General features: G+C 48.0%; 19 protein-coding genes, 18 tRNA genes, 1 rRNA gene and 1 other annotated feature. Of the genes, 30 read left to right on the forward strand and 8 right to left on the reverse strand.

Annotated elements, in window-relative coordinates; genetic code table 11:
• The 19 genes from rrf to EKM71_RS08700 form a co-directional block, all read left to right on the forward strand.
• Positions 1–85, forward strand: a 5S ribosomal RNA gene (gene rrf, locus EKM71_RS11350); the annotation flags it as partial.
• Positions 86–92: 7 nt separating this feature from the next.
• Positions 93–165 (forward strand) — tRNA-Val (locus EKM71_RS08615).
• Between the two features lie 3 nt (positions 166–168).
• Positions 169–241 (forward strand) — tRNA-Lys (locus EKM71_RS08620).
• Positions 242–287: 46 nt separating this feature from the next.
• A tRNA-Thr gene (locus EKM71_RS08625) sits at positions 288–360 on the forward strand.
• 9 nt (positions 361–369) lie between these two features.
• Positions 370–441: transfer RNA gene (locus EKM71_RS08630), tRNA-Gly, on the forward strand.
• A 41-nt stretch (positions 442–482) separates the two neighbouring features.
• Positions 483–556: transfer RNA gene (locus EKM71_RS08635), tRNA-Arg, on the forward strand.
• A gap of 6 nt (positions 557–562) precedes the next feature.
• Positions 563–636: transfer RNA gene (locus EKM71_RS08640), tRNA-Pro, on the forward strand.
• Positions 637–664: 28 nt separating this feature from the next.
• Positions 665–738: transfer RNA gene (locus EKM71_RS08645), tRNA-Met, on the forward strand.
• A 14-nt stretch (positions 739–752) separates the two neighbouring features.
• Positions 753–826: transfer RNA gene (locus EKM71_RS08650), tRNA-Ile, on the forward strand.
• A 31-nt stretch (positions 827–857) separates the two neighbouring features.
• Positions 858–947 (forward strand) — tRNA-Ser (locus EKM71_RS08655).
• A gap of 10 nt (positions 948–957) precedes the next feature.
• A tRNA-Met gene (locus tag EKM71_RS08660) sits at positions 958–1,031 on the forward strand.
• A gap of 5 nt (positions 1,032–1,036) precedes the next feature.
• A tRNA-Asp gene (locus EKM71_RS08665) sits at positions 1,037–1,110 on the forward strand.
• A 50-nt stretch (positions 1,111–1,160) separates the two neighbouring features.
• A tRNA-Phe gene (locus tag EKM71_RS08670) sits at positions 1,161–1,233 on the forward strand.
• Between the two features lie 21 nt (positions 1,234–1,254).
• A tRNA-Gly gene (locus EKM71_RS08675) sits at positions 1,255–1,325 on the forward strand.
• Positions 1,326–1,331: 6 nt separating this feature from the next.
• A tRNA-Ile gene (locus EKM71_RS08680) sits at positions 1,332–1,406 on the forward strand.
• Between the two features lie 4 nt (positions 1,407–1,410).
• Positions 1,411–1,498: transfer RNA gene (locus EKM71_RS08685), tRNA-Ser, on the forward strand.
• Positions 1,499–1,507: 9 nt separating this feature from the next.
• Positions 1,508–1,580, forward strand: a tRNA-Glu gene (locus tag EKM71_RS08690).
• Positions 1,581–1,600: 20 nt separating this feature from the next.
• Positions 1,601–1,674, forward strand: a tRNA-Met gene (locus EKM71_RS08695).
• Positions 1,675–1,679: 5 nt separating this feature from the next.
• Positions 1,680–1,753, forward strand: a tRNA-Asp gene (locus tag EKM71_RS08700).
• Between the two features lie 109 nt (positions 1,754–1,862).
• Here EKM71_RS08700 and EKM71_RS08705 read toward each other — a convergent pair.
• The 3 genes from EKM71_RS08705 to EKM71_RS08715 are packed head-to-tail and all read right to left on the reverse strand — an operon-like array spanning position 1,863 to position 4,251.
• Positions 1,863–2,396 (reverse strand): nucleoside/nucleotide kinase family protein, encoded by a 534-nt coding sequence (locus tag EKM71_RS08705; protein ID WP_125574195.1) that lies wholly within the window; start codon positions 2,394–2,396, stop codon positions 1,863–1,865.
• Positions 2,397–2,413: 17 nt separating this feature from the next.
• On the reverse strand, positions 2,414–3,673 hold the full coding sequence (locus EKM71_RS08710) for a DUF2075 domain-containing protein (RefSeq protein ID WP_125574196.1): 1,260 nt from the start codon (positions 3,671–3,673) through the stop codon (positions 2,414–2,416).
• Positions 3,674–3,717: 44 nt separating this feature from the next.
• Positions 3,718–4,251, reverse strand: a complete 534-nt coding sequence (locus tag EKM71_RS08715; RefSeq protein ID WP_125574198.1) for an antibiotic biosynthesis monooxygenase family protein — start codon at positions 4,249–4,251, stop codon at positions 3,718–3,720.
• 122 nt (positions 4,252–4,373) lie between these two features.
• On the opposite strand from EKM71_RS08715, the gene EKM71_RS08720 reads away from it, so the two are divergent.
• From EKM71_RS08720 to EKM71_RS08745, 6 genes are all read left to right on the forward strand, one after another.
• Positions 4,374–5,114, forward strand: coding sequence for an MBL fold metallo-hydrolase (locus tag EKM71_RS08720; protein ID WP_125574199.1), 741 nt, complete (start codon positions 4,374–4,376; stop codon positions 5,112–5,114).
• 200 nt (positions 5,115–5,314) lie between these two features.
• Positions 5,315–5,731: a transcriptional regulator SpxA gene (gene spxA / locus EKM71_RS08725; protein WP_125574200.1), complete on the forward strand. Its 417-nt coding sequence runs from the start codon at positions 5,315–5,317 to the stop codon at positions 5,729–5,731.
• A 137-nt stretch (positions 5,732–5,868) separates the two neighbouring features.
• Positions 5,869–6,591 (forward strand): adaptor protein MecA, encoded by a 723-nt coding sequence (locus tag EKM71_RS08730; RefSeq protein ID WP_125574201.1) that lies wholly within the window; start codon positions 5,869–5,871, stop codon positions 6,589–6,591.
• A gap of 114 nt (positions 6,592–6,705) precedes the next feature.
• Positions 6,706–7,518, forward strand: coding sequence for an EAL domain-containing protein (locus EKM71_RS08735; protein WP_125574203.1), 813 nt, complete (start codon positions 6,706–6,708; stop codon positions 7,516–7,518).
• The gene (locus EKM71_RS08740; protein WP_125574205.1) at positions 7,515–8,024 is read left to right on the forward strand and encodes a hypothetical protein; all 510 of its coding nucleotides are present in this window, start codon (positions 7,515–7,517) and stop codon (positions 8,022–8,024) included. The genes EKM71_RS08735 and EKM71_RS08740 overlap by 4 nt, the downstream gene beginning before the upstream one ends.
• A gap of 11 nt (positions 8,025–8,035) precedes the next feature.
• A complete protein-coding gene (locus EKM71_RS08745; protein ID WP_125574206.1) occupies positions 8,036–9,358 on the forward strand; it encodes a glycosyltransferase family 2 protein in 1,323 nt (440 codons plus the stop codon).
• A gap of 109 nt (positions 9,359–9,467) precedes the next feature.
• Here EKM71_RS08745 and EKM71_RS08750 read toward each other — a convergent pair whose 3' ends face one another.
• Positions 9,468–10,034, reverse strand: coding sequence for a tRNA (mnm(5)s(2)U34)-methyltransferase (locus EKM71_RS08750; RefSeq protein ID WP_125574207.1), 567 nt, complete (start codon positions 10,032–10,034; stop codon positions 9,468–9,470).
• A complete protein-coding gene (locus EKM71_RS08755) occupies positions 10,031–10,672 on the reverse strand; it encodes a phosphatase PAP2 family protein (protein ID WP_125574208.1) in 642 nt (213 codons plus the stop codon). Before EKM71_RS08755 ends, EKM71_RS08750 begins: the two co-directional genes overlap by 4 nt.
• A 129-nt stretch (positions 10,673–10,801) precedes the next feature.
• Positions 10,802–11,002 (forward strand) — a binding site (T-box leader).
• 70 nt (positions 11,003–11,072) lie between these two features.
• On the opposite strand from EKM71_RS08755, the gene leuS reads away from it, so the two are divergent.
• Both leuS and EKM71_RS08765 read left to right on the forward strand, forming a co-directional pair.
• On the forward strand, positions 11,073–13,502 hold the full coding sequence (leuS, locus tag EKM71_RS08760; protein WP_125574209.1) for a leucine--tRNA ligase: 2,430 nt from the start codon (positions 11,073–11,075) through the stop codon (positions 13,500–13,502).
• 146 nt (positions 13,503–13,648) lie between these two features.
• Complete coding sequence (locus EKM71_RS08765; RefSeq protein WP_125574210.1) at positions 13,649–14,410, forward strand: hypothetical protein; 762 nt, start codon at positions 13,649–13,651, stop codon at positions 14,408–14,410.
• Positions 14,411–14,630: 220 nt separating this feature from the next.
• Here the strand turns inward: EKM71_RS08765 and EKM71_RS08770 are convergent, their stop codons facing one another.
• Positions 14,631–15,395 carry a flavodoxin family protein gene (locus tag EKM71_RS08770; RefSeq protein WP_125574212.1) on the reverse strand — a complete coding sequence of 255 codons (765 nt, stop codon included), beginning with the start codon at positions 15,393–15,395 and terminating at the stop codon, positions 14,631–14,633.
• 191 nt (positions 15,396–15,586) lie between these two features.
• Entirely contained in the window at positions 15,587–15,910 is a 324-nt protein-coding gene (locus EKM71_RS08775) for a hypothetical protein (RefSeq protein ID WP_125574213.1), read from the reverse strand.
• A 225-nt stretch (positions 15,911–16,135) separates the two neighbouring features.
• On the opposite strand from EKM71_RS08775, the gene EKM71_RS08780 reads away from it, so the two are divergent.
• Entirely contained in the window at positions 16,136–17,776 is a 1,641-nt protein-coding gene (locus tag EKM71_RS08780) for a putative polysaccharide biosynthesis protein (RefSeq protein WP_125574214.1), read from the forward strand.
• Positions 17,777–17,788: 12 nt separating this feature from the next.
• Positions 17,789–18,478, forward strand: a complete 690-nt coding sequence (locus EKM71_RS08785) for a S4 domain-containing protein (RefSeq protein WP_125574215.1) — start codon at positions 17,789–17,791, stop codon at positions 18,476–18,478.
• A gap of 251 nt (positions 18,479–18,729) precedes the next feature.
• Here the strand turns inward: EKM71_RS08785 and EKM71_RS08790 are convergent, their stop codons facing one another.
• A complete protein-coding gene (locus tag EKM71_RS08790; protein ID WP_125574216.1) occupies positions 18,730–19,557 on the reverse strand; it encodes an NAD(P)H-hydrate dehydratase in 828 nt (275 codons plus the stop codon).
• A gap of 145 nt (positions 19,558–19,702) precedes the next feature.
• Between EKM71_RS08790 and pepV the strand changes: the two genes are divergently transcribed.
• The gene (gene pepV / locus EKM71_RS08795) at positions 19,703–21,103 is read left to right on the forward strand and encodes a dipeptidase PepV (protein ID WP_125574218.1); all 1,401 of its coding nucleotides are present in this window, start codon (positions 19,703–19,705) and stop codon (positions 21,101–21,103) included.
• Positions 21,104–21,120: the final 17 nt, after the last annotated feature.

Raw genomic sequence — 21,120 nt, forward strand, 5'->3', positions numbered from 1 at the left:
TCCCATGCCGAACACGGAAGTTAAGCTTCAGCACGCTGATAGTAGTTGGGGGATCGCCCCCTGCGAGGATAGGACGTCGCTACGCGATCTTTGGAGGATTAGCTCAGTTGGGAGAGCGTCTGCCTTACAAGCAGAGGGTCACAGGTTCGAGCCCTGTATCCTCCATTTGAGCCGTTAGCTCAGTTGGTAGAGCATCTGACTTTTAATCAGAGGGTCGACAGTTCGAGCCTGTCACGGCTCATTCGTCTTCGGACGATGAGAAAATCTATATTCACGATACTGACTATGCCGACTTAGCTCAGTTGGTAGAGCACCTGTCTTGTAAACAGGGGGTCGGAAGTTCGAATCTTCTAGTCGGCATTGATTTTTGCGGAAGTAGTTCAGTGGTAGAACATCACCTTGCCATGGTGGGGGTCGCGGGTTCGAATCCCGTCTTCCGCTTAGTACCGAAAGGTATTAAGCATCATTAAATTATGCTTTTTGCACCCATAGCGCAATTGGATAGAGTGTCTGACTACGAATCAGAAGGTTGTAGGTTCGACTCCTACTGGGTGCATTTTAACGGGAAGTAGCTCAGCTTGGTAGAGCACCTGGTTTGGGACCAGGGGGTCGCAGGTTCGAATCCTGTCTTCCCGATTAAATAAGAATATTTTATTTAACATTTCGCGGTGTAGCTCAGCTGGCTAGAGCGTTCGGTTCATACCCGAGAGGTCGAGGGTTCGATCCCCCCCGCCGCGATTTGGACTTGGACTGGACCTTTAGCTCAGTTGGTTAGAGCAAACGGCTCATAACCGTTCGGTCGTAGGTTCGAGTCCTACAAGGTCCATCACCAGTTGGATCATTGTACAGGTTTTTATGGAGGATTACCCAAGTCTGGCTGAAGGGAACGGTCTTGAAAACCGTCAGGTGGGTCAAACCACGCGAGAGTTCGAATCTCTCATCCTCCTTTCTTATTATCGCGGGATGGAGCAGTCTGGTAGCTCGTCGGGCTCATAACCCGAAGGTCGCAGGTTCAAACCCTGCTCCCGCAATTTTTGGTTCGTTGGTCTAGTTGGTTAGGACGCCTCCCTGTCACGGAGGAGATCACGAGTTCGAGTCTCGTACGGACCGTTGTTATGCTCGTCAGCAGAGCGTAACAACCGTAATGCTAAATGGCAAATGGCTCGGTAGCTCAGTCGGTAGAGCAATGGATTGAAGCTCCATGTGTCGGCGGTTCGATTCCGTCCCGCGCCATTAAGGTAAAGCTCAATATATGCGGGTGTAGTTTAGTGGTAAAACCACAGCCTTCCAAGCTGTTGTCGCGAGTTCGATTCTCGTCACCCGCTTTATATGGGCCTATAGCTCAGCTGGTTTAGAGCGCACGCCTGATAAGCGTGAGGTCGATGGTTCGAGTCCATTTAGGCCCATTATGGAGAAGTACTCAAGTGGCTGAAGAGGTGCCCCTGCTAAGGGTATAGGTCGCGGAAGCGGCGCGAGAGTTCGAATCTCTCCTTCTCCGTTTAGTTATGACCCGTTGGTCAAGTGGTTTAAGACACTGCCCTTTCACGGCAGTAACATGGGTTCGAATCCCGTACGGGTCATTGTTACAACTTAATATTATCGCGGGATGGAGCAGTCTGGTAGCTCGTCGGGCTCATAACCCGAAGGTCGCAGGTTCAAACCCTGCTCCCGCAATCATTGGTTCGTTGGTCTAGTTGGTTAGGACGCCTCCCTGTCACGGAGGAGATCACGAGTTCGAGTCTCGTACGGACCGTCAGAGTAAGTCTTCCTTAGGGAAGGCTTTTTTGATTCTTGTAGAAAATTATAAAAGGTACCGTCGTTACGCCATGTCTAGAACAGCCACATGGCAATGACGGTACCTTTTATTGGTTAATTTTGAGGGCTTTTAAGACAACAGCGACTTTTTCTGGAAGTGGTCGTTGACCATCAATGATCAGATCGGCACTTGCAGAGATATAGTGATCAAAATGGGTGAAGATAGGACGGGCATTGGTCAGATAAGTTTTGGCCCAATCAATGATGGCACTTGTCGGTTGATTTGAATAATCACGTACCAGTTGGCGGGCAAAGGCAATATCCAAGGGAGTTTTCAGATAAAAAGACCAGTCGATATAGGGAGTTAAGTCATTGTGACGTCTCCCAAATGGAAAATCAACAAGAATGTAGGCGTACCGGTGTAATAGAGGCTTCAAGTCGGCAAGTAGCGCACTAATGTCATATTGATTAACCGCACGCTCTATCGGTACTTGTAACGATGGTGCAGAAGATAAAGCATCAATGCTATAGTCATCGAATGAAACAACACGGTTATCTGGAAGAACCCGACTCAGGGCTTTAATTAAGGTGGTTTTTCCCCCGGCCATTACGCCACTGATGACAATTACTTTACCGGTCATGGGCTAATGCCTCCTTCCTAGTTGTTGAGACTTTGATTTAAAAATGAACGTAACCGTTGATCGTGGGCAAAGAGATACAGGCCTTTAACGCCACGTTTCATGAGGACGTTAACCGTATTTAAGAGGAGTTGCTTCTTGGCTGCCAGAACTTCCTGGGGGTCATTCAGATCATCCCGATGTTTAAAAGTTTCCACGTCGGTATTGCGATCCAGATTGACCACCAGATGGTTGTCGGCATCTAGGCTGAGCGTGGGACCAATGATGACGCCCACGTAATTCAAATCAAACCCCTGACAGGTATAGATAGATCCGACTTCATCAATAGTCTCAGGTAGTTCTGCCCATGGGGTACTGGTGTAATTGTACTGGTCCCAAGGCAGGTGGAAGCGACCTTCTGTGATGTAGTGTTTTCCACCATCTAATGTAGAAGGGTAACCCGACGTGGCGACGACACGTGAGAGGCCAACCGACTGGTTCTTTTGAACAATGGTTTGTCGCATGTCCTCGGCATCGTCAAACACGCGTAGGTCATAGTGGTCACCGGCTGATTTTGGCAGGCGGCGAATCCGGGCGTGAGTAAAGTCGTTGATCCATTGGACCAGCTCGTCACTGGCCTGCATTCGGAATTGATGGGTCAGTCGATAGCTCTTATGGGTAAAGGGAGACAGTAGATGCTGCAAGCGGGCCTCTGTCCAATAACTCTTAAATCGTAAAACCTGGGTCTCGTCGAAAACTAAGATGATGACCTTGGCATGGGCCAGCAGTGATTTTAAATGGTTTTGACCATAAAAATTATTATAATGGTCGGCCTGCGACAATAGCAGGTGAGCTTCGTCAACGATGAGAATGTCCGGATGGATCTTACCTGCTTCAGCCTGATTAATGAGCGAGGTAGGCCGTTGAAAGTCTTTCTTAAAGAGGTGCGACCGGTTGCCAGCAATTTGGCGGTAAACCTTCAATATTTCTGGATGATTGACGAGAAAGTAGTTCTCTGTATGGGCAAAGACACTTTCTGACGCTGTCCGTGAAGCCGTCTGTAAGCGATCGAACAGGTGTGACAGGACGACGCTTTTTCCGGTTCCAGCGTCACCAAAAATGGTAAAGACAGCCGGTCTTGGATCGTTTAGATGAGCGCCAGTAAAGTCTAGAATTTGTTGGACCAGCCCAGCCTGTTCCGTGGTTAAGGGAACGGTGGGGGCGATCTTGGTTACTGCGGCATTAGAGGTTACTTGATTCAAAAGATGTGGCCAGCTTTCTATAAAAAGATATAGGCCCATTGTAACGCGAATTTCTGGTAAAAGAAAAGACCCATCAGTGGATCTCAGGGCGTGACTGGCGGCTGTTCATCAGTGTCGTCATCGTCCTCCTCAGGAGGGGCGATCCGATAGGTGGCTGCATGAGAACTTACTGCCCGTTGGGTGAACTTTGAAATGGCATGGAATCGATAGGAATGCCGCCAAAGCGCATAGCCTAGGCTGTCGTCCCAGATGGTCAGTACGACATATTCACCAGCAATTCGGTCTTTTTGCAAGACCAAAATAGCTTGCATACTTACAGGTAACGTCTCACGGACCAATCGGTCGAGATGATCCTCGAAAATTTTGGCGTCATCGGGGTCGAAGGTGAAGTAAAGAAAATGATAAAAACCTTGCCAGTCAGTCTCACCATGACTGAACAAGACCCGGTAGCTGAGACGGCTAGAAAAGATGGTTGGGTGATCGGAGACATCGACCAATTGCAGACCCGCCGGATCGGTGGTATCCGCCAGTAAAACGAATGACCGATCCGGATGCTTAGAAATGAGTTGTTCAAGTAGATAACGACTGCCGAAAGTGACAGCAAGTTGGGTTAACATATTTCTAGCCTCCTTAGGAACCTTTACCCCATTATAGGTGATCCAAGAGCAAAGCAAAATATTTACACTTAACAGGTCACGCGCTAAACTGAACTTAAGTGACAAGATGAGAGGATGATTGGATGAAGTTAACGGTTTTAGGGTGTTACGGTGGATACCCATACAATGGGGTGGGTACCAGTAGCTACCTCATCACAAGTGGAAAGTATCACCTATTACTGGATTGTGGGAGTGGTGCTTTGTTGGCCTTACAGAAAGTATTGAGTCCTTTACAGCTCAATGCGGTACTTCTGACGCACTACCATCATGACCACACGGCTGATGTCGGGGTTCTTCAATATGAATGGCAATTGGGCACTGAGCCTAAGGCGGAGTCAATTCTACCAATTTATGGGCATACTGCCGATCCATTGAATTTTGGGAGTCTGACCTGGCCTCAAGCTACTGAGGGGCGAGCCTATGATCCAAGCCAAACATTGAAACTTGGACCACTCGACATTGATTTTCTACCGACGCATCATCCAGTGCCAGCATATGCGCCACGGATTACCGAACGGGCGACTGGCCAAACGCTGGCCTTTACGGCGGACACGGCCTATTTTGATGAGTTAATCGACTGGGCTAAGGATGCAGATGTCTTGCTAGCGGATACTAACTTCTATGCTGATCACCAGGGGACGGCCTGGCATCTCACTTCGACGCAGTCCGGTCACTTGGCCCAGGCGGCTCAAGTGAAGCAGTTATTACTCACTCACCTGCCACAGGTCGGCGATTGGTCACAACTAACGGCCGAAGCACAACAGGCCGCGGGACAAGACTTACCGGTGGCGACGGTCGTGGTTGGAAAAACATACGAAATCTAATTGTAAGTATTCGTTGAATGTAAATTGCTTAATCGACAATTACTGACTAATCGATTTATATTGGTCATCATCGTGGCAATAAATAAACAATCCGATAGATACTGTTTATTTATTATTTACTTGGATTCTCTTTCAATTTTTACAAAAACCGGTATAATGTATTTATAAAATCATTCATACCACGTGAGGGGGAAACGATCATGACAGTCACGCTTTATACAACACCAAGTTGCACGTCCTGCCGTAAGGCACGTCTGTGGTTCGAGGATCATGGGATTGCGTATCGGGAACAGAATATTTTTGCTGAACCTTTGACGGTTGCAGATGTAAAAAATATTTTGCGATTGACAGAGGATGGGACCGAGGAGATCGTTTCCAAACGATCACGGGTCTATCAAGAGTTGAATATCGATCTAGATGATCTGCCGCTGCGTGAGCTCTACGATCTGATCTGTCAAAACCCAGGAATTTTGCGGCGGCCGATCATGATTGATGATAAACGCCTTCAAGTTGGGTATAACGAGGAAGAGATTCGCCGGTTTTTACCCCGACAGGTTCGGGAATTAGAACTTCAACGGGCCCAACGACTGGTAAACGAAACGAATAAGGTTAATTAGTTGCATCTAACCAGATTTGTGAGAAAATAAGTCTTGCAGTCTGGTTTTTTTGTTGTGATTACTTTACAAGTAAAATAAAATGGCTAGAATGAGTATCAAGGACGATCCCCAAACCCACGAGAAAGGGGTGTTATTCAATGGAAATGGAACGTATTAACGAAAACACGATCCGCGTCGTCATTGGTAACGATGATCTCAGCGAACGCGGCATTACCGTCTTGGATCTTCTGGGTAACCATAAGCAGATCGAAGGCTTCTTCTACAGTATCTTGGAAGAGGTCGACGTCGACCATCAATTCCAAGATAACGATGCCGTGACCTTCCAAGTTTTACCCAACCGGAATGGTCTCGAACTCTTTATCAGTAAGAATGTCGATGACGACAGTGCGACTGACACAACCGTGACAGATGCGAGTGTTGACGGGCAACACCCCGATCAGGTGTCAGATCAGTTGAAAGCTCACCTCCTTGAAAAGGATGGACAGAAAGATTTCTTCTCCAACTTTAAATCTGCGACCGGTAACACCAATGATATTGAAGATTATTTAGATGATGATGGTCAACCGACCACGACTCGCGTCGTCCGGCTACCAACATTTGAGGATATGATTAGCTTGGCACGGGTTCTTCATTTGGAGAACGCAGCGTCCAATCTCTATCGTTATAAGAACGCTTATTACTTGGAATTAATTTTCTTTGTTAATGAATCTTCACGCGAATCAATCAAGGATGAATTGGCTGTTGCCTACGAATACGGTGATAGCACTAAGGTTGCACCGGATGTTCTGGCTGAGCATGGCCAGTTAATTATGGAACATTCGGCACTAGAGCTAACCCGGTACCATTTTTTGAGTGATTAGTCGAATGAAAGAGGACATCAAGGACGCCGGTGGTTTCACGACCGTGGCGCCCTTTTTTTATGGTTAAGGCTGTGCATGGTCTTGGCCTGTGTGTGTTGATTTGAAAGGATAAAAATGACCTTACAACAATTAGAAGGGGTATTGCTTGCCCTAACAGCAGTGATGGCAGGGGCTGTCGTTTTAACCATCGCTATTTATTACTGGTACTCCCGTAAGAACAGCAACAATTATCTGGAGAATGATGAATTTGAGTTGCGCTATTTCATTCAAAAGCAGGTGGACTATCAAGGAAAAGTTACCGGATATGAGTGTCTGTTACGGCAACACAATGCAGATGGTTCCTGGACGTTGCCCAAACAACTGGATTCATTGCCCTTACAGCGGGTGGTCTTTCTTCTAGAGGATACCTTCAAGGCGCTACCGGAGGATCCCATCACGCTGTCGATTAATTTAGAGTACGATCAAATTACGAGTCCCGACTTCCACTACTTTGTTCGCTGGGCTATCTCCAAGATTACCCCAATGAAATTGTCTGTAGAATACACACCAGATCGACACAAACATCGTCTGAATCGTCGGCTTTTTCGTCGTCGGATTCGCGAAGCACGGCGGTATGGGATGACCTTTGGGATCGATAATGTGGGGTCTTCACTGAGCAATCTGAAGAGTATTGAGTGGATTTTACCAGAGGTGGATTCACTGAAGTGTTCGATGCGCAGTTTTCGCAAGGAAGATCCCAACGAGTGGTTAGATCTCAATCTTCAGTTCTGGAACCGACTGGACCAGCGTAATCATATCGAGCTGATCCTGATGGGTATTGAGAATGAACAGGATCAACAGTTGGCCGAACAATTACAGATTCGGACGCGACAAGGTTATCTCTTTGGTCGACCGAGTAATCCGCAGGAAGGAACGGAGACAAAATGAAAGACAAATCAGCAACTCGACAGCAGCTTTACACAGATGATTACTTTGAGAAGGGTCACTGGGGTCTAAAGATTTGGCAGACGGTGGTCGGCCTTTTCGGATGGATCTGTGTAGCGGTGCCCATCACGTTGACAATACTGTCCTTTTGGGCCTCCTACGATCCCCGTGTGATTCACTTGTGGTCGTACAATGAGGGGATCTTTGAAATTAAGTTTATTGGGATTTTATTACTGTTTGCTTTCGTGACGGTTTCGCTGTTTGCGGTGGGGATGACCATTATTCAGAATAGAAAGCGCGACCGAGTTGTCGAGCAATGGCCCACCTTTAATCCCATCGACCAGCGTAAGCGGGAGGACACACTGGGAGAATTTATGACCCAACGCTTTGGTGATCAGGAGTTCCGGGAAAATGTGCGGGATTATCAAGTTGAACCGGAGCAAAACTTGGACACCGATCAGATTCACCAGTTATATCAACAACGCGATCTCAACGATTTGGATAAATAGGAGCGACGGGCATGTTTGATTTCTTTATTGACAGTATTTTAAAGGCCACGCTGGGGAAGACCATCCTCAACGTCCTTTTGTTGATTCTTTGCCTGTATCCGGTGGTTGGGTCGTTCTTTTGGTTTGCAGGAGCGCTATCCTATCGCTTCCTGAAGACCAACAAACGCGATGATGATTGGGAAGCCATCCCAGTCGACCAGCAACCAATGATTACTATCATGATACCAGCTCATAATGAAGAGGTTATGATTGAGGAAACCATTACCTACCTGTTTGATCAATTAAATTACGAGAATTTTGAAGTATTGGTGATGAACGACGGGTCGACAGATAAGACAGCGGCAATTATTCATCGCCTTCAAAAGACTTATCCGCGGTTGCGGACGGTAGAAATTTTGAAAAACAAAGGGAAGGCCCACGCCTTTAACATCGGCATGTATTTTGCTAAGGGAGAATACATTCTCAGTAACGATGCGGATACCATCCCCGAACCAGATGCCCTGATGAAATACATGAACTTCTTTCGACGGGAACGCGATATGAACACATCGGCCGTCACCGCCAACATGGATGTTCAAAATCGAACAACACTGTTGGGGAAGTCGCAAACGGTGGAGTTTACCAGTATTGTCGGCGTGATTAAGCGGAGTCAAACGGCCGTTAACGACTCGATGTATGCCTACAGTGGTGCGAACACCATGTACAAGAAAGACTTTTTGATCGACGTCGGTGGCTTCCGTCAGAACCGGGCGACGGAAGATATCAGTATTGCCTGGGATCACCAGATGATTGGGGCCGTGCCGCGATTTGCCCCGAATATCATCTTCCACATGAATGTGCCGGAAACTATCAAAGACCTTTACCATCAACGAAAGCGGTGGGCTCAAGGAGGGACGGAGGTTTGGCTGACTAATATCTGGAAATTCTTGCGCCATCCCGTCGAACACCGTTATCAGTGGTCGATGTTCCTGGATTCAACGTTGTCGATAATCTGGTCTTTCTTCTTTACGATTACTTCGTTTCTCTTCATCGGGTTGATGTTGTATTTCCTCTTTACGGGGGATTTCGAACGGGTGATGCATGGCATTCTGATTTCATTTATCTTCGTGACTTTTGAAATGTTTGCCGGTTTTATGCAACTCTTGGCGGCATTGCTGCTGGACCATCATGGAGCGAAGATGAAATATCTGTTCTTCGCGCCACTATATATGTTGTTTTACTGGATGGTTAATCCTATCACGGTGGTCATGACCTTCATTCCTGCCCTCAAGACAATCCTTGGCTTTGGATCTGGCACCTGGGTCAGTCCTAAGCGTCAATCAATGAAAAAATAAAAAACGTGTGATCACCGGCAGTTAATAGTCACTAACTGCCGGTGGTCGCACGTTTTTATTGAATAAGTTTAGAGACACAAATATCTCAAAATTAGTTAACGTGTTTTTTTTAGCGATGCTCGATGGCCAATAAAAATGGGGGATGGTGAATCTGATTGATAAAGCCATATTGGAGGACCTGGTAAGTCTTCTGTGGGAGCGCCTGACAAAAGTCAACCACGGCATTGCGTTCGTCCATACCGCCTGGATGTCCGGAGTAAACGACGAGGATAATCCGTCCCCCGCGACGAAGGTGTTGTAACAGCGTTTTAACCGCTGTTAAGGTTGTTATTGCCTGTGTCACGACGGATTTGTCACCACCAGGTAGATAGCCGAGATTGAAGACAGCGCCAGCAATCTGAGTGGTGGCGTCAAGATAGTCGCCCACATGTTCGTGACCGATCGCGTGCAGGTCAACCCGTGCGCCGAGACCGGTTAGGGTGAGTTGCTCTTGGGTAGCGGCTAGCGCAGCAGCCTGGACGTCGAAGCCAATGACATGGCCAGCAGGACCGACTTGGTTGGCCAAAAACAAGGTATCGTGTCCATTACCAACGGTGGCATCAACCACCGTATCTCCGGGACCAACACACTCACTCAGTAGAGTATGGCTATAGGCTAAAGCATTTGGCAGGTTCATGATGAAGGAACTTCCTTTCTAAAGAGCAACCACTGTGTCACGGTCAGGAGTACGAAACCAAGTGACCAACCAGCCGCCACGTCACTGGGATAGTGCACGCCAACGTAAATGCGCGACAGGCCAATAATGACAATCCAACAGCTAAAGGCAAGGGTCAGTCCCAACGCCCAGCGGCGGTTCTCGTGGGATTGCCAGGCGATCATGGCGATTAACGATCCCCAGAGAAGCATGGCCGTAATGGCGTGACCACTAGGAAAGCTATAAGAGCCGGCTGAAACCAGACGATCGATGGTTGGTCGCGGCCGCCGGACGAGGTGTTTAATGAAGCTGTTCCCGATTCCTGCCCAGACCAGGACGTTCCAGCCCAAGAAGAGTGCTCCCTTGGTGTGTCGGGTAATGACGAGCACTAACACCAGAATTAGTGTGATGGCGGTTACGGGTTGGGGGTCACCAGAGTGGGTGATGGTCACAATGGCCTGGGTCAGCGTTGTCGGCAAGGGATGACGGATCCAGCCAATGATGAGGCGATCGAAGCCAGTCACCCAAGCTTGTTGAAGACTTACCCCCAATAATAGGGTGAAAAATATAATAGCGGCTCCTAAAGTGATCCACCAACGGGTCTTAGATATTGGTGCCATAACGACGCCTCCTCAAGGTTTCTTTATAAATTTCAGTATAGCACAGCTGTTCTAACGGTCGGTCGTTTCCAGGAGTATTGGGGTTGCTTTTCCGGAGGTGGTTTGCTAAGATTAAACCAATTTGATTAATCTAAGACTGTGACGAGAAGTAGTAGGTGGTCTGGGTATGTAGAAAGCGGATGGTCGCTGAAAATCCGTTACTCGAGCAACCGAACTTATCTCCGAGTCCTTTCTGCCGCAAGGTGGGCGTTTGGCGACGTTATCAGCCGGAATGAGCCTCGAAACAGTTTCGAGGAAATGTAGGTGGTACCGCGCTAAAACGCCCTGCAGGAGCCCATTTTGGGCTTCTGGGGGCTTTTTTTGTGGGAGAACGACGATTTAGAGAAAGGGAGCGACAATTTTGGCTTACAAACACCAAATTATTGAACGTAAGTGGCAACATTTCTGGCGGGTCAATGAAACTTTTAAGACGTCAGATAATCAGAACAAACCGAAGTACTACGTGATGGACATGTTTCCATATCCTTCAGGACAAGGACTTCACGTGGGGCATCCCGAAGGATACACCGCAACCGACATCATGGCACGTTTGAAGCGGATGCAAGGGTTCAATGTCCTTCATCCAATGGGCTGGGACGCTTTCGGTTTACCAGCTGAACAGTATGCTCTGAAGACGGGACACAATCCTAAAGACTTCACTGCACACAACATCAAGAACTTTAAACGTCAGATTCGCTCACTGGGCTTCTCTTACGACTGGAGTCGTGAGATTAATACGACTGATGAATCTTACTACAAGTGGACGCAATGGATCTTCGAACAGCTCTACAAGAAGGGCTTAGCCTACGAAGATAAGATCATGGTTAACTGGGCTCCCGACTTCATGGGGGGGACTGTCGTGGCCAATGAAGAAGTCGTTGATGGCAAGACGGAACGAGGCGGTTATCCTGTCTACCGCGTCCCAATGCGTCAATGGGTTCTGCGGATTACGGCTTATGCCGACCGTCTGATCGATGATCTGGATGATCTGGACTGGCCTGACAGTATTAAGGAAATGCAACGTAACTGGATCGGCCGCTCTGAGGGGGCCAGCGTCTTTTTCCCAGTTGATGGACAAGAAGATACTAAGGTTGAGGTCTACACCACTCGCCCTGACACGTTGTTTGGCGCGACCTACATGGTCTTAGCCCCAGAACATGCCTTGGTTGACCAGATTACGACACCGGAACAAGCCGACGCTGTGAAGGCCTACAAGGCAGCTATCGAAAGCAAGTCTGACCTCGAACGGACGGACTTGAACAAGGACAAGACCGGAGTCTTCACCGGTGCCTATGGGATTAACCCCCTGAGCGGCAAGAAGTTACCGATCTGGATCGGGGACTATGTGTTGGCATCTTATGGGACTGGAGCCATCATGGCTGTGCCAGCTCATGATGAACGGGACAACGACTTCGCCAAGAAGTTTAAGTTGCCAATCGTGCAGGTCATCACTGGTGACGACGATACTGATGTCCAAGAAGCCGCTTATACCGGGGATGGGGAACACATCAATTCCGGTTTCATGAATGGGATGGATAAGGCGACTGCGATCAAGGCAGCCATTGATTGGCTTGAAGAACACGATGCCGGTCACAAGCAAGTTAACTTCCGCTTACGTGACTGGATCTTCTCCCGTCAACGCTACTGGGGTGAACCAATTCCCGTTATTCATTGGGAAGATGGCGAAACGACACTGGTTCCGGAAGATGAGTTACCATTGAAGTTGCCAGCTGCTAAGCAACTCGAACCATCCGGTACTGGGGAAAGCCCACTGGCTAACTTGGATGATTGGGTTAATGTCGTAGATAAGAACGGTCGCAAGGGAAAACGCGAAACGAATACTATGCCACAATGGGCGGGGAGTTCTTGGTATTTCCTACGTTACGTCGATCCACACAATGACCAGATGATTGCCGATCCCGAGAAGCTGAAATACTGGATGCCAGTTGACCTCTATATTGGGGGTTCCGAACATGCCGTCTTGCATTTGCTTTATGCTCGATTCTGGCACAAGTTCCTGTACGATTTAGGCGTTGTTCCAACCAAGGAACCTTTCCAGAAGTTAGTTAACCAAGGGATGATCTTGGGAACCAACCACGAAAAGATGTCTAAGTCTAAGGGGAATGTCATCAATCCCGATGAAATTGTCGAGGAACATGGGGCAGATACCCTGCGGCTTTACGAAATGTTCATGGGGCCATTGGAAGCAGCTAAGCCTTGGAGTACCGAAGGAATCAATGGCTCCCGTCGCTGGCTCGATCGCGTTTGGCGCTTGTTGATCGACGATAACAACCATCTGCGTGATCGTGTCACAATGATTAACGATGGATCGTTGGACAAAATTTACAACCAGACCGTTAAGACGGTGACTGAAGATCTCGAAGGGTTACGGTTTAACGTGGCTATTTCACAATTGATGGTATTCGTTAATGAGGCCTACAAGGCCGATAGTCTTCCTCTGATCTATATGGAAGGCTTCGTTAAGATGATTTCACCGATCGTGCCACATATTGCCGAAGAACTATGGTCCCTCATGGGTCATGACGACACCATTTCCTACACCAAGTGGCCAATGTATGATGCCAAGCAATTGGTTGAAGACGTGGTTGAAATGGTTGTTCAGGTTAACGGGAAAGTTCGAGCACACTTGAAAGTGGCTAAGGACGCCGACAAACAAAGCATCGAAGATGCGGCATTGGCCGACGAGACGGTCAAACTTCACACGGATGGCAAGACGATCCGAAAGGTGATTGTCATTCCTGGCAAGCTGATTAACATTGTTGCCAACTAATTTTTGAATATGATTCAGATAGATCCCTCGAGGTTAAACTTTCGAGGGATTTTTTTGTGGAATGATGTGCGACTTATCAACCAATCATTTACTGGTTCAGGTGCCGATTAGATATGGTATACTCGGCAAAAAATGGGGGGAGAACCATGTTGAGAAGGCTGTGGGCACTGATTATACTGGAATGGCAAGTGACGTGGGCAAAGAAAATGATTTTTGTGTACACACTGGGAATCCCAGTGATCTTTTTGTTGATAGGCACCTTTAGCCATTACGGTCATCCCCTAGGGAACTACAGTCTCACGAACCAACTCTTTGGTTACTGGTCCTATATGATTCTAGTCGGCGTTATGAGTGGTTTTCAGTTTAGTCTGATGGGAATCTGGGCGTCGGGTGCCGTGAATGCTGAGGCATTGACGATGAATGAGACCTATCGTGTGCTTTTGAGCAACCTGGTTTTACAAACGTTTGTCATTCAACTCGAGATTCTGATCTTTGATGGCGTCTTGGACTTGCTAATGCCGATATCTACCAGCCTTCAACATATGATGGCAGTGGCGTGGATTCTGAACTTCCTCTTGGTTCCAATTGTCGCCAGTTTTACGACGATTTTCCTGTTATTACCGGTGAGAGGGGCTGTGACCAGTCTAATTGCGATAGCTTATATTGGGGGCGGTCTGTTGGGCGTCAACGCCCAGTTATTCGGTCAGTCTGTTTTAGCCACGATCGTCATGACGATTCTCGATCCCTGTGCCTATGTCGTTCGGTTCTATCTATCTTGGTTAAACATTGGTGATCAGCGTAGCTCACTTAATGGACTCTTATTGGGAATTGTCGCGTTGGGGTATTTGATGGTGAGTGTGTTCGTTAGCCGACATTTGCCGCGTATCACGCAATCACGGATTAGTTAAGAAGAGGTGGCGATGAAATGACGTCTAAAAGTTAGATAAATGAACATCTAATTAATTTAGTCAACTGAGGCTTGATTCCGGTAACCTATAGCGACCAAGCCTTTTTAATTTGGCATATTAAACAAAAGCCCTATAAGGGTTAGACCTGTCTGTCTAGCCCTTATAGGGTATCTCAAAAAGTTCAAATGTTTTGCTTAGCATTAATTTGTTAGGTTGGTGATTACCGACGCCGATGCCGCACGAAGGTGAAGAAATGCAAGATGCTGGCCAGTAATACGTAGAATATCACAACGAATGTCACGTAGGTTACCCAAAACTTGCCAGCCGCAAAGACACCAAACCACCAGGCTTGCAGGCCCATTGTGATCAAAGCCATGAAGGCGATCATGAAGAAGAGCTGTATATAACGTTTCAAGGTATTATCATCCTTTCGTGGTCGGTCGGCAATCTTGGTCCCTAAACGCTGGCACTCGGCTAGCTTGGTTTTCCGCGGGGCGTGGGTGCCCCAGGTTCCAGTACCAACAAATTCTCCAACCTTGATGATTCCGGCCCCAGACATGACCCGATCAATAGTCACAAAGGTCTGATCCGTAATACCGGTAAAGAAGTTTTCCGTCGAGCTAATGAAACAGGTCGTCATACTGAGATAGTGCTTGTTCTTATATTTTCCGGGCAGAGTGTCGCCGGCAGAAGTCATCCGAACCAACCGAAAACGCATGCAGTCAAAGAACTGCTTCATGACTCCCGGAAGGCCACCCCAATAGGTAGGGGCACAGATAATCCAGAAGTCACTGGCGGCCATCTTAGCTTCGATCTCATCCAAGGCCGGACAACGTTTTTCCTGAGTATCCGGATAAATATCATAGTCGCGAAGAAAAACGGTTTCGACTGTGGCAGTTTTTGGGAGGGCAGACGTCACCGCGTGAAGATATTGGGCGGTGATACCATCTGAGAGATGGCTCCCTAATAAAGCCAAATAGTGCAAATATATCGCCTCGCTTAAAGATTAAGACACAATCTGATTTATGGAATGATATGTAGGTGTGAGGGCCATTCGATCCCCTGTGGAACGGTCCATAGGTGGCTACTTGACCACCACTTTTAGTATACCGCAAGCCCGTTTAATTCCAAAAAATAACCCCCTCACTGGCCAATAATGGCAGTGAGGGGACAAGCTTACTGTAAGAGTTCAGTTAAAATTGCGAAGAATCGTTGGCGAACTTGTTCGTCTTCGCCGGCCTTGGAGAATTGATAATCGAGTAAGTGGCGGTCAAATTCGTGGAAGAAAACATCAGCCATGGTTTGATAATCACTGTCATTGGTTTGGTCAATCCGCTTGAAACTGCGCCATGTAGAATAGATCAACTGGGCATCGGAAACCTTTGCCAGTTCTGGAAAATGTTCTCGAATACTCTTGGTCATCCGTACGACTTGCCGTGCTCTTTCCGGGGACATCTGCATCTTTGGGGTCGCGGTTGCACCAGCTGTTGCCTGCGTCATATTGCCATTCCTCCTTGAATAATCTTGTTTCTTGGCTACCTTCAGCATACCACTGTTCACGATATTCGGTAAATCTTCTGCGGTGTGGAGGAAACGGTTTCAGGAAAAATTTAAAAGAAACCTGATAAATGTGGGGAAAAAGCTATGGTATAATGTTTGTTTGATTAGCTCGACAAGCGTCGAGTATGGAACCGTTGAATTTACAAATTGAAAGTAGGGTGTCAAATGTCGGCAAGGGATAACACGGAAAGTCAAACCGCTAGCGCGCAAGATCAAATGGTTGCGGGATCGGCGTGGATGACTGCGGGAAGCATCTTTTCAAGAATTCTCGGGGCAGTCTATATTATTCCGTGGAACATCTGGTTCGGTGCCTTTTATCTTCAAGGTAACGCACTATATGGTAAGGGATACAATATTTATAGTTTTTTCCTGATTGCGGCGATTGCGGGGGTTCCCTCGGCCATTGCGAAACAGGTCGCCCACTACAACGCCCTCAACGAGTATGGGGTCAGTGTACGACTCTACAAACGAGGACTTGAGATTGCCATTGCTACAGGGCTTGGCATTGCCGCGCTGATGTATTTTGGCGCACCATTGTTTACCGGTGGTGATGAGCATTTGATTCCGGTATTGCATTCCTTGTCCTGGGCGATTCTGATTATTCCCACGATGAGTCTGACACGGGGGTACTTCCAAGGCTTTCAACAGATGGCACCATCCGCAATTTCTCAATTTGTGGAACAACTGATTCGAGTTGCTTATATGTTATTGACGGCCTTCGTCATCATGCGCGTCATGAAGGGAAATTGGGTCACAGCCGTGTCGCAATCGACTTTTGCCGCCGCAGTTGGGGCCTTAGGTGGTCTGCTGATCTTAGGTGTGTACTACTGGCGTCGTCGACGGGAATTTCAGGACTTGGTGGCCAACAGCAATAATGAGTTGGTTGTCCCAGCTTCTCAATTGTACCGTGAGATCATCACCCAAGCCGTACCATTCGTAGTTTTGGGAGCCGGGATTACGATCTTTCAATTGATTGATCAATATACCTTTGCGCCCATCATGCACATGGCGGGAAATTATTCGGCAGAACACTTGAATGATCTCTTCGCACTCTTCGGCGTTAATGCGAACAAACTAATTATGATTACCATTTCGTTGGCTTCGGCCTTGGCTGTTACCGTTGTGCCGCTACTCTCGGAAGCCTATACGCGTGGCAATAAACGTGAGATTTCCGGTCAATTGACCAATGCCTTTCTGATGTTTGAATTCGTCATGTTACCCAGTGCTTTGGGGATGGCAGCCGTCTCACGGCCTTTGAATATCATCTTCTATGGGCCAACACAAGAAAAATTAGCGTCATCCATTTTGGCTTTCTCGTCCTACCTATCGATCTTGTTGGGGTTGTACACGGTGGTGGCAGCCTTAATGCAAGGCATTTCACAGAACAAACGTGCGGTTCGATACTTTGCAGTGGGAACGGCCGTGAAGTTCATTGTTCAATGGCCACTGGTTTACTTCCTGGGAGCCTTTGGTCCACTAGTGGCAACGGGGATTGGATTATTTGTCACCTGCTACCTGATTATTCACTCTCTTGACGTGCAATTCGGGATTAACTACGCTCAAATTGCCAAACGAACTAATGGTATCTTGATGGCGGCTTTGGGAACCTTTGCCTTAGCACGTGTGATTACGTTGATTGGTGGCTTAATGGGTAGTGAAAGCCGAACCGTTAATTTCTTAATTACGATCGTAGCTGCACTGGTCGGGGGCTACTTTTACGTCTATGTGGTCTTGAAGAGCCGTCTAGCAGATGATATCCTAGGATCACGAGTTGCCGGGCTACGGCGCCGGTTACACATTCACTAGGGAGGCAATACGATGAGGATTGACCAATACCTAACGGATTTTCATCAAGGTACGCGACGTCAGGTTTTTCGTCTGTTACGTCAGGGCCGCGTCACCGTTAATCAAGCGGCGATTGATTCGCCACTGACGACGGTCACGGACCGGGACGACGTGCGGGTGGATGGTCGGCCGGTTACGGGCCGACAACCGAGTTATCTGGTGGTTAACAAGCCGGTCGGCGTCCAACTGAGTCTGGACACAACGGCACCACATAGTTTAGGCGGTCTTTTAAATGCTTTAGATCGTGAACAGGCTTTAAAAGCCTTGCCTGATTTACCTAAGGAAGCCGCGGGCTTGGTGATTGTCAGTGATGATGACCACTTTCTAAAAGACGTGGCCGACCAAGACTGGTTGAGCACGTTACGTGTTCGTTTGACAGGGATCGTATCTGAGCTACCTGTGTTAGATAACGATTTGACATTTGAAGAGGTAGCGTTGATGCCTGACAAGATTCATCAGGTGACGACCCTTCTGGCACGAACCCGTGATTTAGAGGTTGGTGTGCCAACATTGGCTAATCTGAATGGCGTCGATGGACCAGTCAGTCGTGTGGCGTTTGGACCGTTACGACTCCCTATTGATCTCTCGGTATCTTCCTATCGGGGCTTGTATCCCGATGAGGTCGATAATCTTATGGGATTATTGGTTAGCGAGAATGATTAAGTTTTTGATTGTATAAAGAGATCAACACGATAGGCAATTCTTAGAACTTATTCCAGGATTGCCTATTTTTCTTATGGTCTCTGTCAAATTTGTAAATTAAAATTGACCTTAAAAAACACGAGGCTAGGACAACTGTCCTGGCCTCGTGTTGGTCGTCAAGCTTAGATTACCGAAGTGTGTGGAATGCGGACAACATCATTTAACCGCAATAGGTAATGTCCAATAGCGATTACTTTTCTTTCATTCTCGTTTTATTTTGCCTCATGGCTTTTCATAAATCGTGGAATTTCGGTAATGATTTGGTGGGGTAATACGACATACTGCGTTGTAGCGAGCTCTTCCGCAATTGCACTATGACTGTAAACCGCAGCGAGAACGGCATCGGTCGGGTTACTGAACTGAGCCAGGAATCCGCCGACCATGCCGGCAAGGGTATCTCCCATGCCGCCGGTTGCTTGGGCTGGTGTTCCCAAGGGGTTTTCATAAACGCCAGCAGGCGTGTAGATTTGAGTGTGATGGGATTTAACAACTACCGTGGCTTTCAGCTCAGCTACAGCTGCCTGGTTATTGATCACTGTTTGCTCGGCGATAGCTAAACCGCTCAACCGTTGCCATTCCATCTGATGGGGTGTCATCACGAGATGTGCGTCTGGTAAGGCAAGGTGATGGCTAGCAATCAGGGTGAGTGCGGAGCCGTCGACCACTACTGTTTGCTCAGAATGAATGGCACTAAAAGTGGCGTTTAAGGCCATTAAGCTAGCCTCATCGGTTCCGAGACCGGGGCCGACCACAACGACATCGGCGGTGCTTACCAGGTCTCTGAGCTGATGGAGATTTCCGAGGTCAGCAAACATGGCCTCGGGTAGCCGGGCATGCAGGCTCGACTGATTACTGGCATCGGTGACCGTAGTGACGAGGCCGGCCCCAGAGTAGACGGCTGCGGCACTGGCCATGATGATGGCCCCACCGAAATTGGGATTGCCGCCGACTAAGGTCACACGGCCATAGGTGCCCTTATGGCTTTCCGCCGGTCGTTGACGAATGGTGCGGGTTAAAATGCTTTGCGATAACGTTTCCATGTGAAAGCCTCCTGACAGATGTTCTCGCTTTCAGTATAGCATTTTACTAGGGGAAAACGGCTTACAATTGGCGATGGGTATGCTAGAATTGACGGTAAGTAAAGTTGGACGATGAGGTCCGAATAAATTATAGGGAGGTCCAATCATGGCAATTGATTGGCAACAATTATCTGCAAAGTACCGTGACGCCTACATTGCTGACTTAACCACGTTAGTCGGTATTGACAGCGCTCGCGATGATTCTAAAGCGACTGAAGACTATCCATTAGGCCCCGGCCCAGCTAAGGCTTTAAATGCTTTTTTAGGCTTGGCCCAACGCGATGGCTTTGAGGTTAAGAACCTCGATAACCTGGTCGGGTATGTGGAATATGGTGAGGGCGATGACACCTTGGCTATTTTGGGTCACGCCGATGCAATGCCTGCTGGTAAAGGCTGGCATACCGATCCCTTCACATTGACGGCTAAGGATGGTAACTTATATGGTCGTGGAACCTCTGATGATAAAGGCCCTTCATTAGCTGCTTATTATGGACTAAAGATGTTAAAGGACGCGGGCATTATGCCTAAGATCAAGATTCGCTTTATCATCGGAACCGATGAGGAAAGCGACTGGACGGGGATGAACCATTACCTCGATCTTGAACCAGCGCCAACGATGGGTTTCTCACCTGATGCTGAGTTCCCATTAATTAATGGTGAAAAAGGGAATGTGACCTTCGAGAATCACTTTGAAGGCAGTAATTCAGGTGACTTCACTCTGACCGAATTCGATGCTGGTCTTAGAGAAAACATGGTGCCACGAGATGCCGAAGCAACTGTTGAAACTGCTGATAACGAACAACTGGTAACGGACTTCACGGCCTTCCTCGATGAAGCACCAGTGACCGGAGATGTTAATGTTGACGGTTCCGGGATTCACTTCCACGTGATCGGTAAGGCCGCTCATGGGATGGAACCTAAAAACGGGATCAATGCCGGAACTTACCTGGCTAGCTTCTTAACCAGCTACGCCTTTGGTGGAGATGCCGCCGACTTTCTGAGCCTATTGGCTAACGAACTTCATGATGATTCACGCGCTAACAAGTTAGGTATTGCCTTCACGGATAAAGTGATGGGTGACCTGACCATGAACGTGGGGATTATGCAGTTCACTGCCGGCAAGGGTGGCCTAATCAACACCAACTTCCGTTACCCAACCGGAACCGGCGCTGCTCAGATCTTAGCGGGCTTGCAACAGGCCACGGCAACGATGAATGTTTCTGTTGAACAGGGGAAAGAAATGGTGCCACATTACGTGGACCCAGATGATCCAATTGTGAAGACCTTGATGAACGTTTATCGCGAACAGACCGGTGACAACGACGCCCAACCAGAAGTCGTTGGGGGCGGAACTTATGGTCGGCTGATGAAGCGTGGCGTCGCCTTTGGGGCTCTCTTCCCCGGCACGCAAGACACAATGCACCAGGCCGATGAATTTCAACCAGAAGCTGATTTGTTGAAGGCCATGGCCATTTACGGGCAAGCCATCTATGAATTAACGAAGTAGTGAGTCCAGCGGCCCAC

It is taken from the genome of Levilactobacillus huananensis, assembly GCF_003946145.1.
GTDB lineage: Bacteria > Bacillota > Bacilli > Lactobacillales > Lactobacillaceae > Levilactobacillus > Levilactobacillus huananensis.

Bases quoted from the DNA above. Each gene is read 5' to 3' on its own strand.
- EKM71_RS08775 (WP_125574213.1), bottom strand. From the start codon at position 15,910: ATGACGCAGGCAACAGCTGGTGCAACCGCGACCCCAAAGATGCAGATG.
- EKM71_RS08705 (WP_125574195.1), bottom strand. From the start codon at position 2,396: ATGACCGGTAAAGTAATTGTCATCAGTGGCGTAATGGCCGGGGGAAAA.
- pepV (WP_125574218.1), top strand. From the start codon at position 19,703: ATGGCAATTGATTGGCAACAATTATCTGCAAAGTACCGTGACGCCTAC.
- EKM71_RS08730 (WP_125574201.1), top strand. From the start codon at position 5,869: ATGGAAATGGAACGTATTAACGAAAACACGATCCGCGTCGTCATTGGT.
- EKM71_RS08780 (WP_125574214.1), top strand. From the start codon at position 16,136: ATGTCGGCAAGGGATAACACGGAAAGTCAAACCGCTAGCGCGCAAGAT.
- EKM71_RS08750 (WP_125574207.1), bottom strand. From the start codon at position 10,034: ATGAACCTGCCAAATGCTTTAGCCTATAGCCATACTCTACTGAGTGAG.
- EKM71_RS08715 (WP_125574198.1), bottom strand. From the start codon at position 4,251: ATGTTAACCCAACTTGCTGTCACTTTCGGCAGTCGTTATCTACTTGAA.
- EKM71_RS08710 (WP_125574196.1), bottom strand. From the start codon at position 3,673: ATGGGCCTATATCTTTTTATAGAAAGCTGGCCACATCTTTTGAATCAA.
- EKM71_RS08740 (WP_125574205.1), top strand. From the start codon at position 7,515: ATGAAAGACAAATCAGCAACTCGACAGCAGCTTTACACAGATGATTAC.
- EKM71_RS08745 (WP_125574206.1), top strand. From the start codon at position 8,036: ATGTTTGATTTCTTTATTGACAGTATTTTAAAGGCCACGCTGGGGAAG.
- EKM71_RS08735 (WP_125574203.1), top strand. From the start codon at position 6,706: ATGACCTTACAACAATTAGAAGGGGTATTGCTTGCCCTAACAGCAGTG.
- EKM71_RS08755 (WP_125574208.1), bottom strand. From the start codon at position 10,672: ATGGCACCAATATCTAAGACCCGTTGGTGGATCACTTTAGGAGCCGCT.
- EKM71_RS08765 (WP_125574210.1), top strand. From the start codon at position 13,649: ATGTTGAGAAGGCTGTGGGCACTGATTATACTGGAATGGCAAGTGACG.
- spxA (WP_125574200.1), top strand. From the start codon at position 5,315: ATGACAGTCACGCTTTATACAACACCAAGTTGCACGTCCTGCCGTAAG.
- EKM71_RS08790 (WP_125574216.1), bottom strand. From the start codon at position 19,557: ATGGAAACGTTATCGCAAAGCATTTTAACCCGCACCATTCGTCAACGA.
- EKM71_RS08720 (WP_125574199.1), top strand. From the start codon at position 4,374: ATGAAGTTAACGGTTTTAGGGTGTTACGGTGGATACCCATACAATGGG.
- EKM71_RS08785 (WP_125574215.1), top strand. From the start codon at position 17,789: ATGAGGATTGACCAATACCTAACGGATTTTCATCAAGGTACGCGACGT.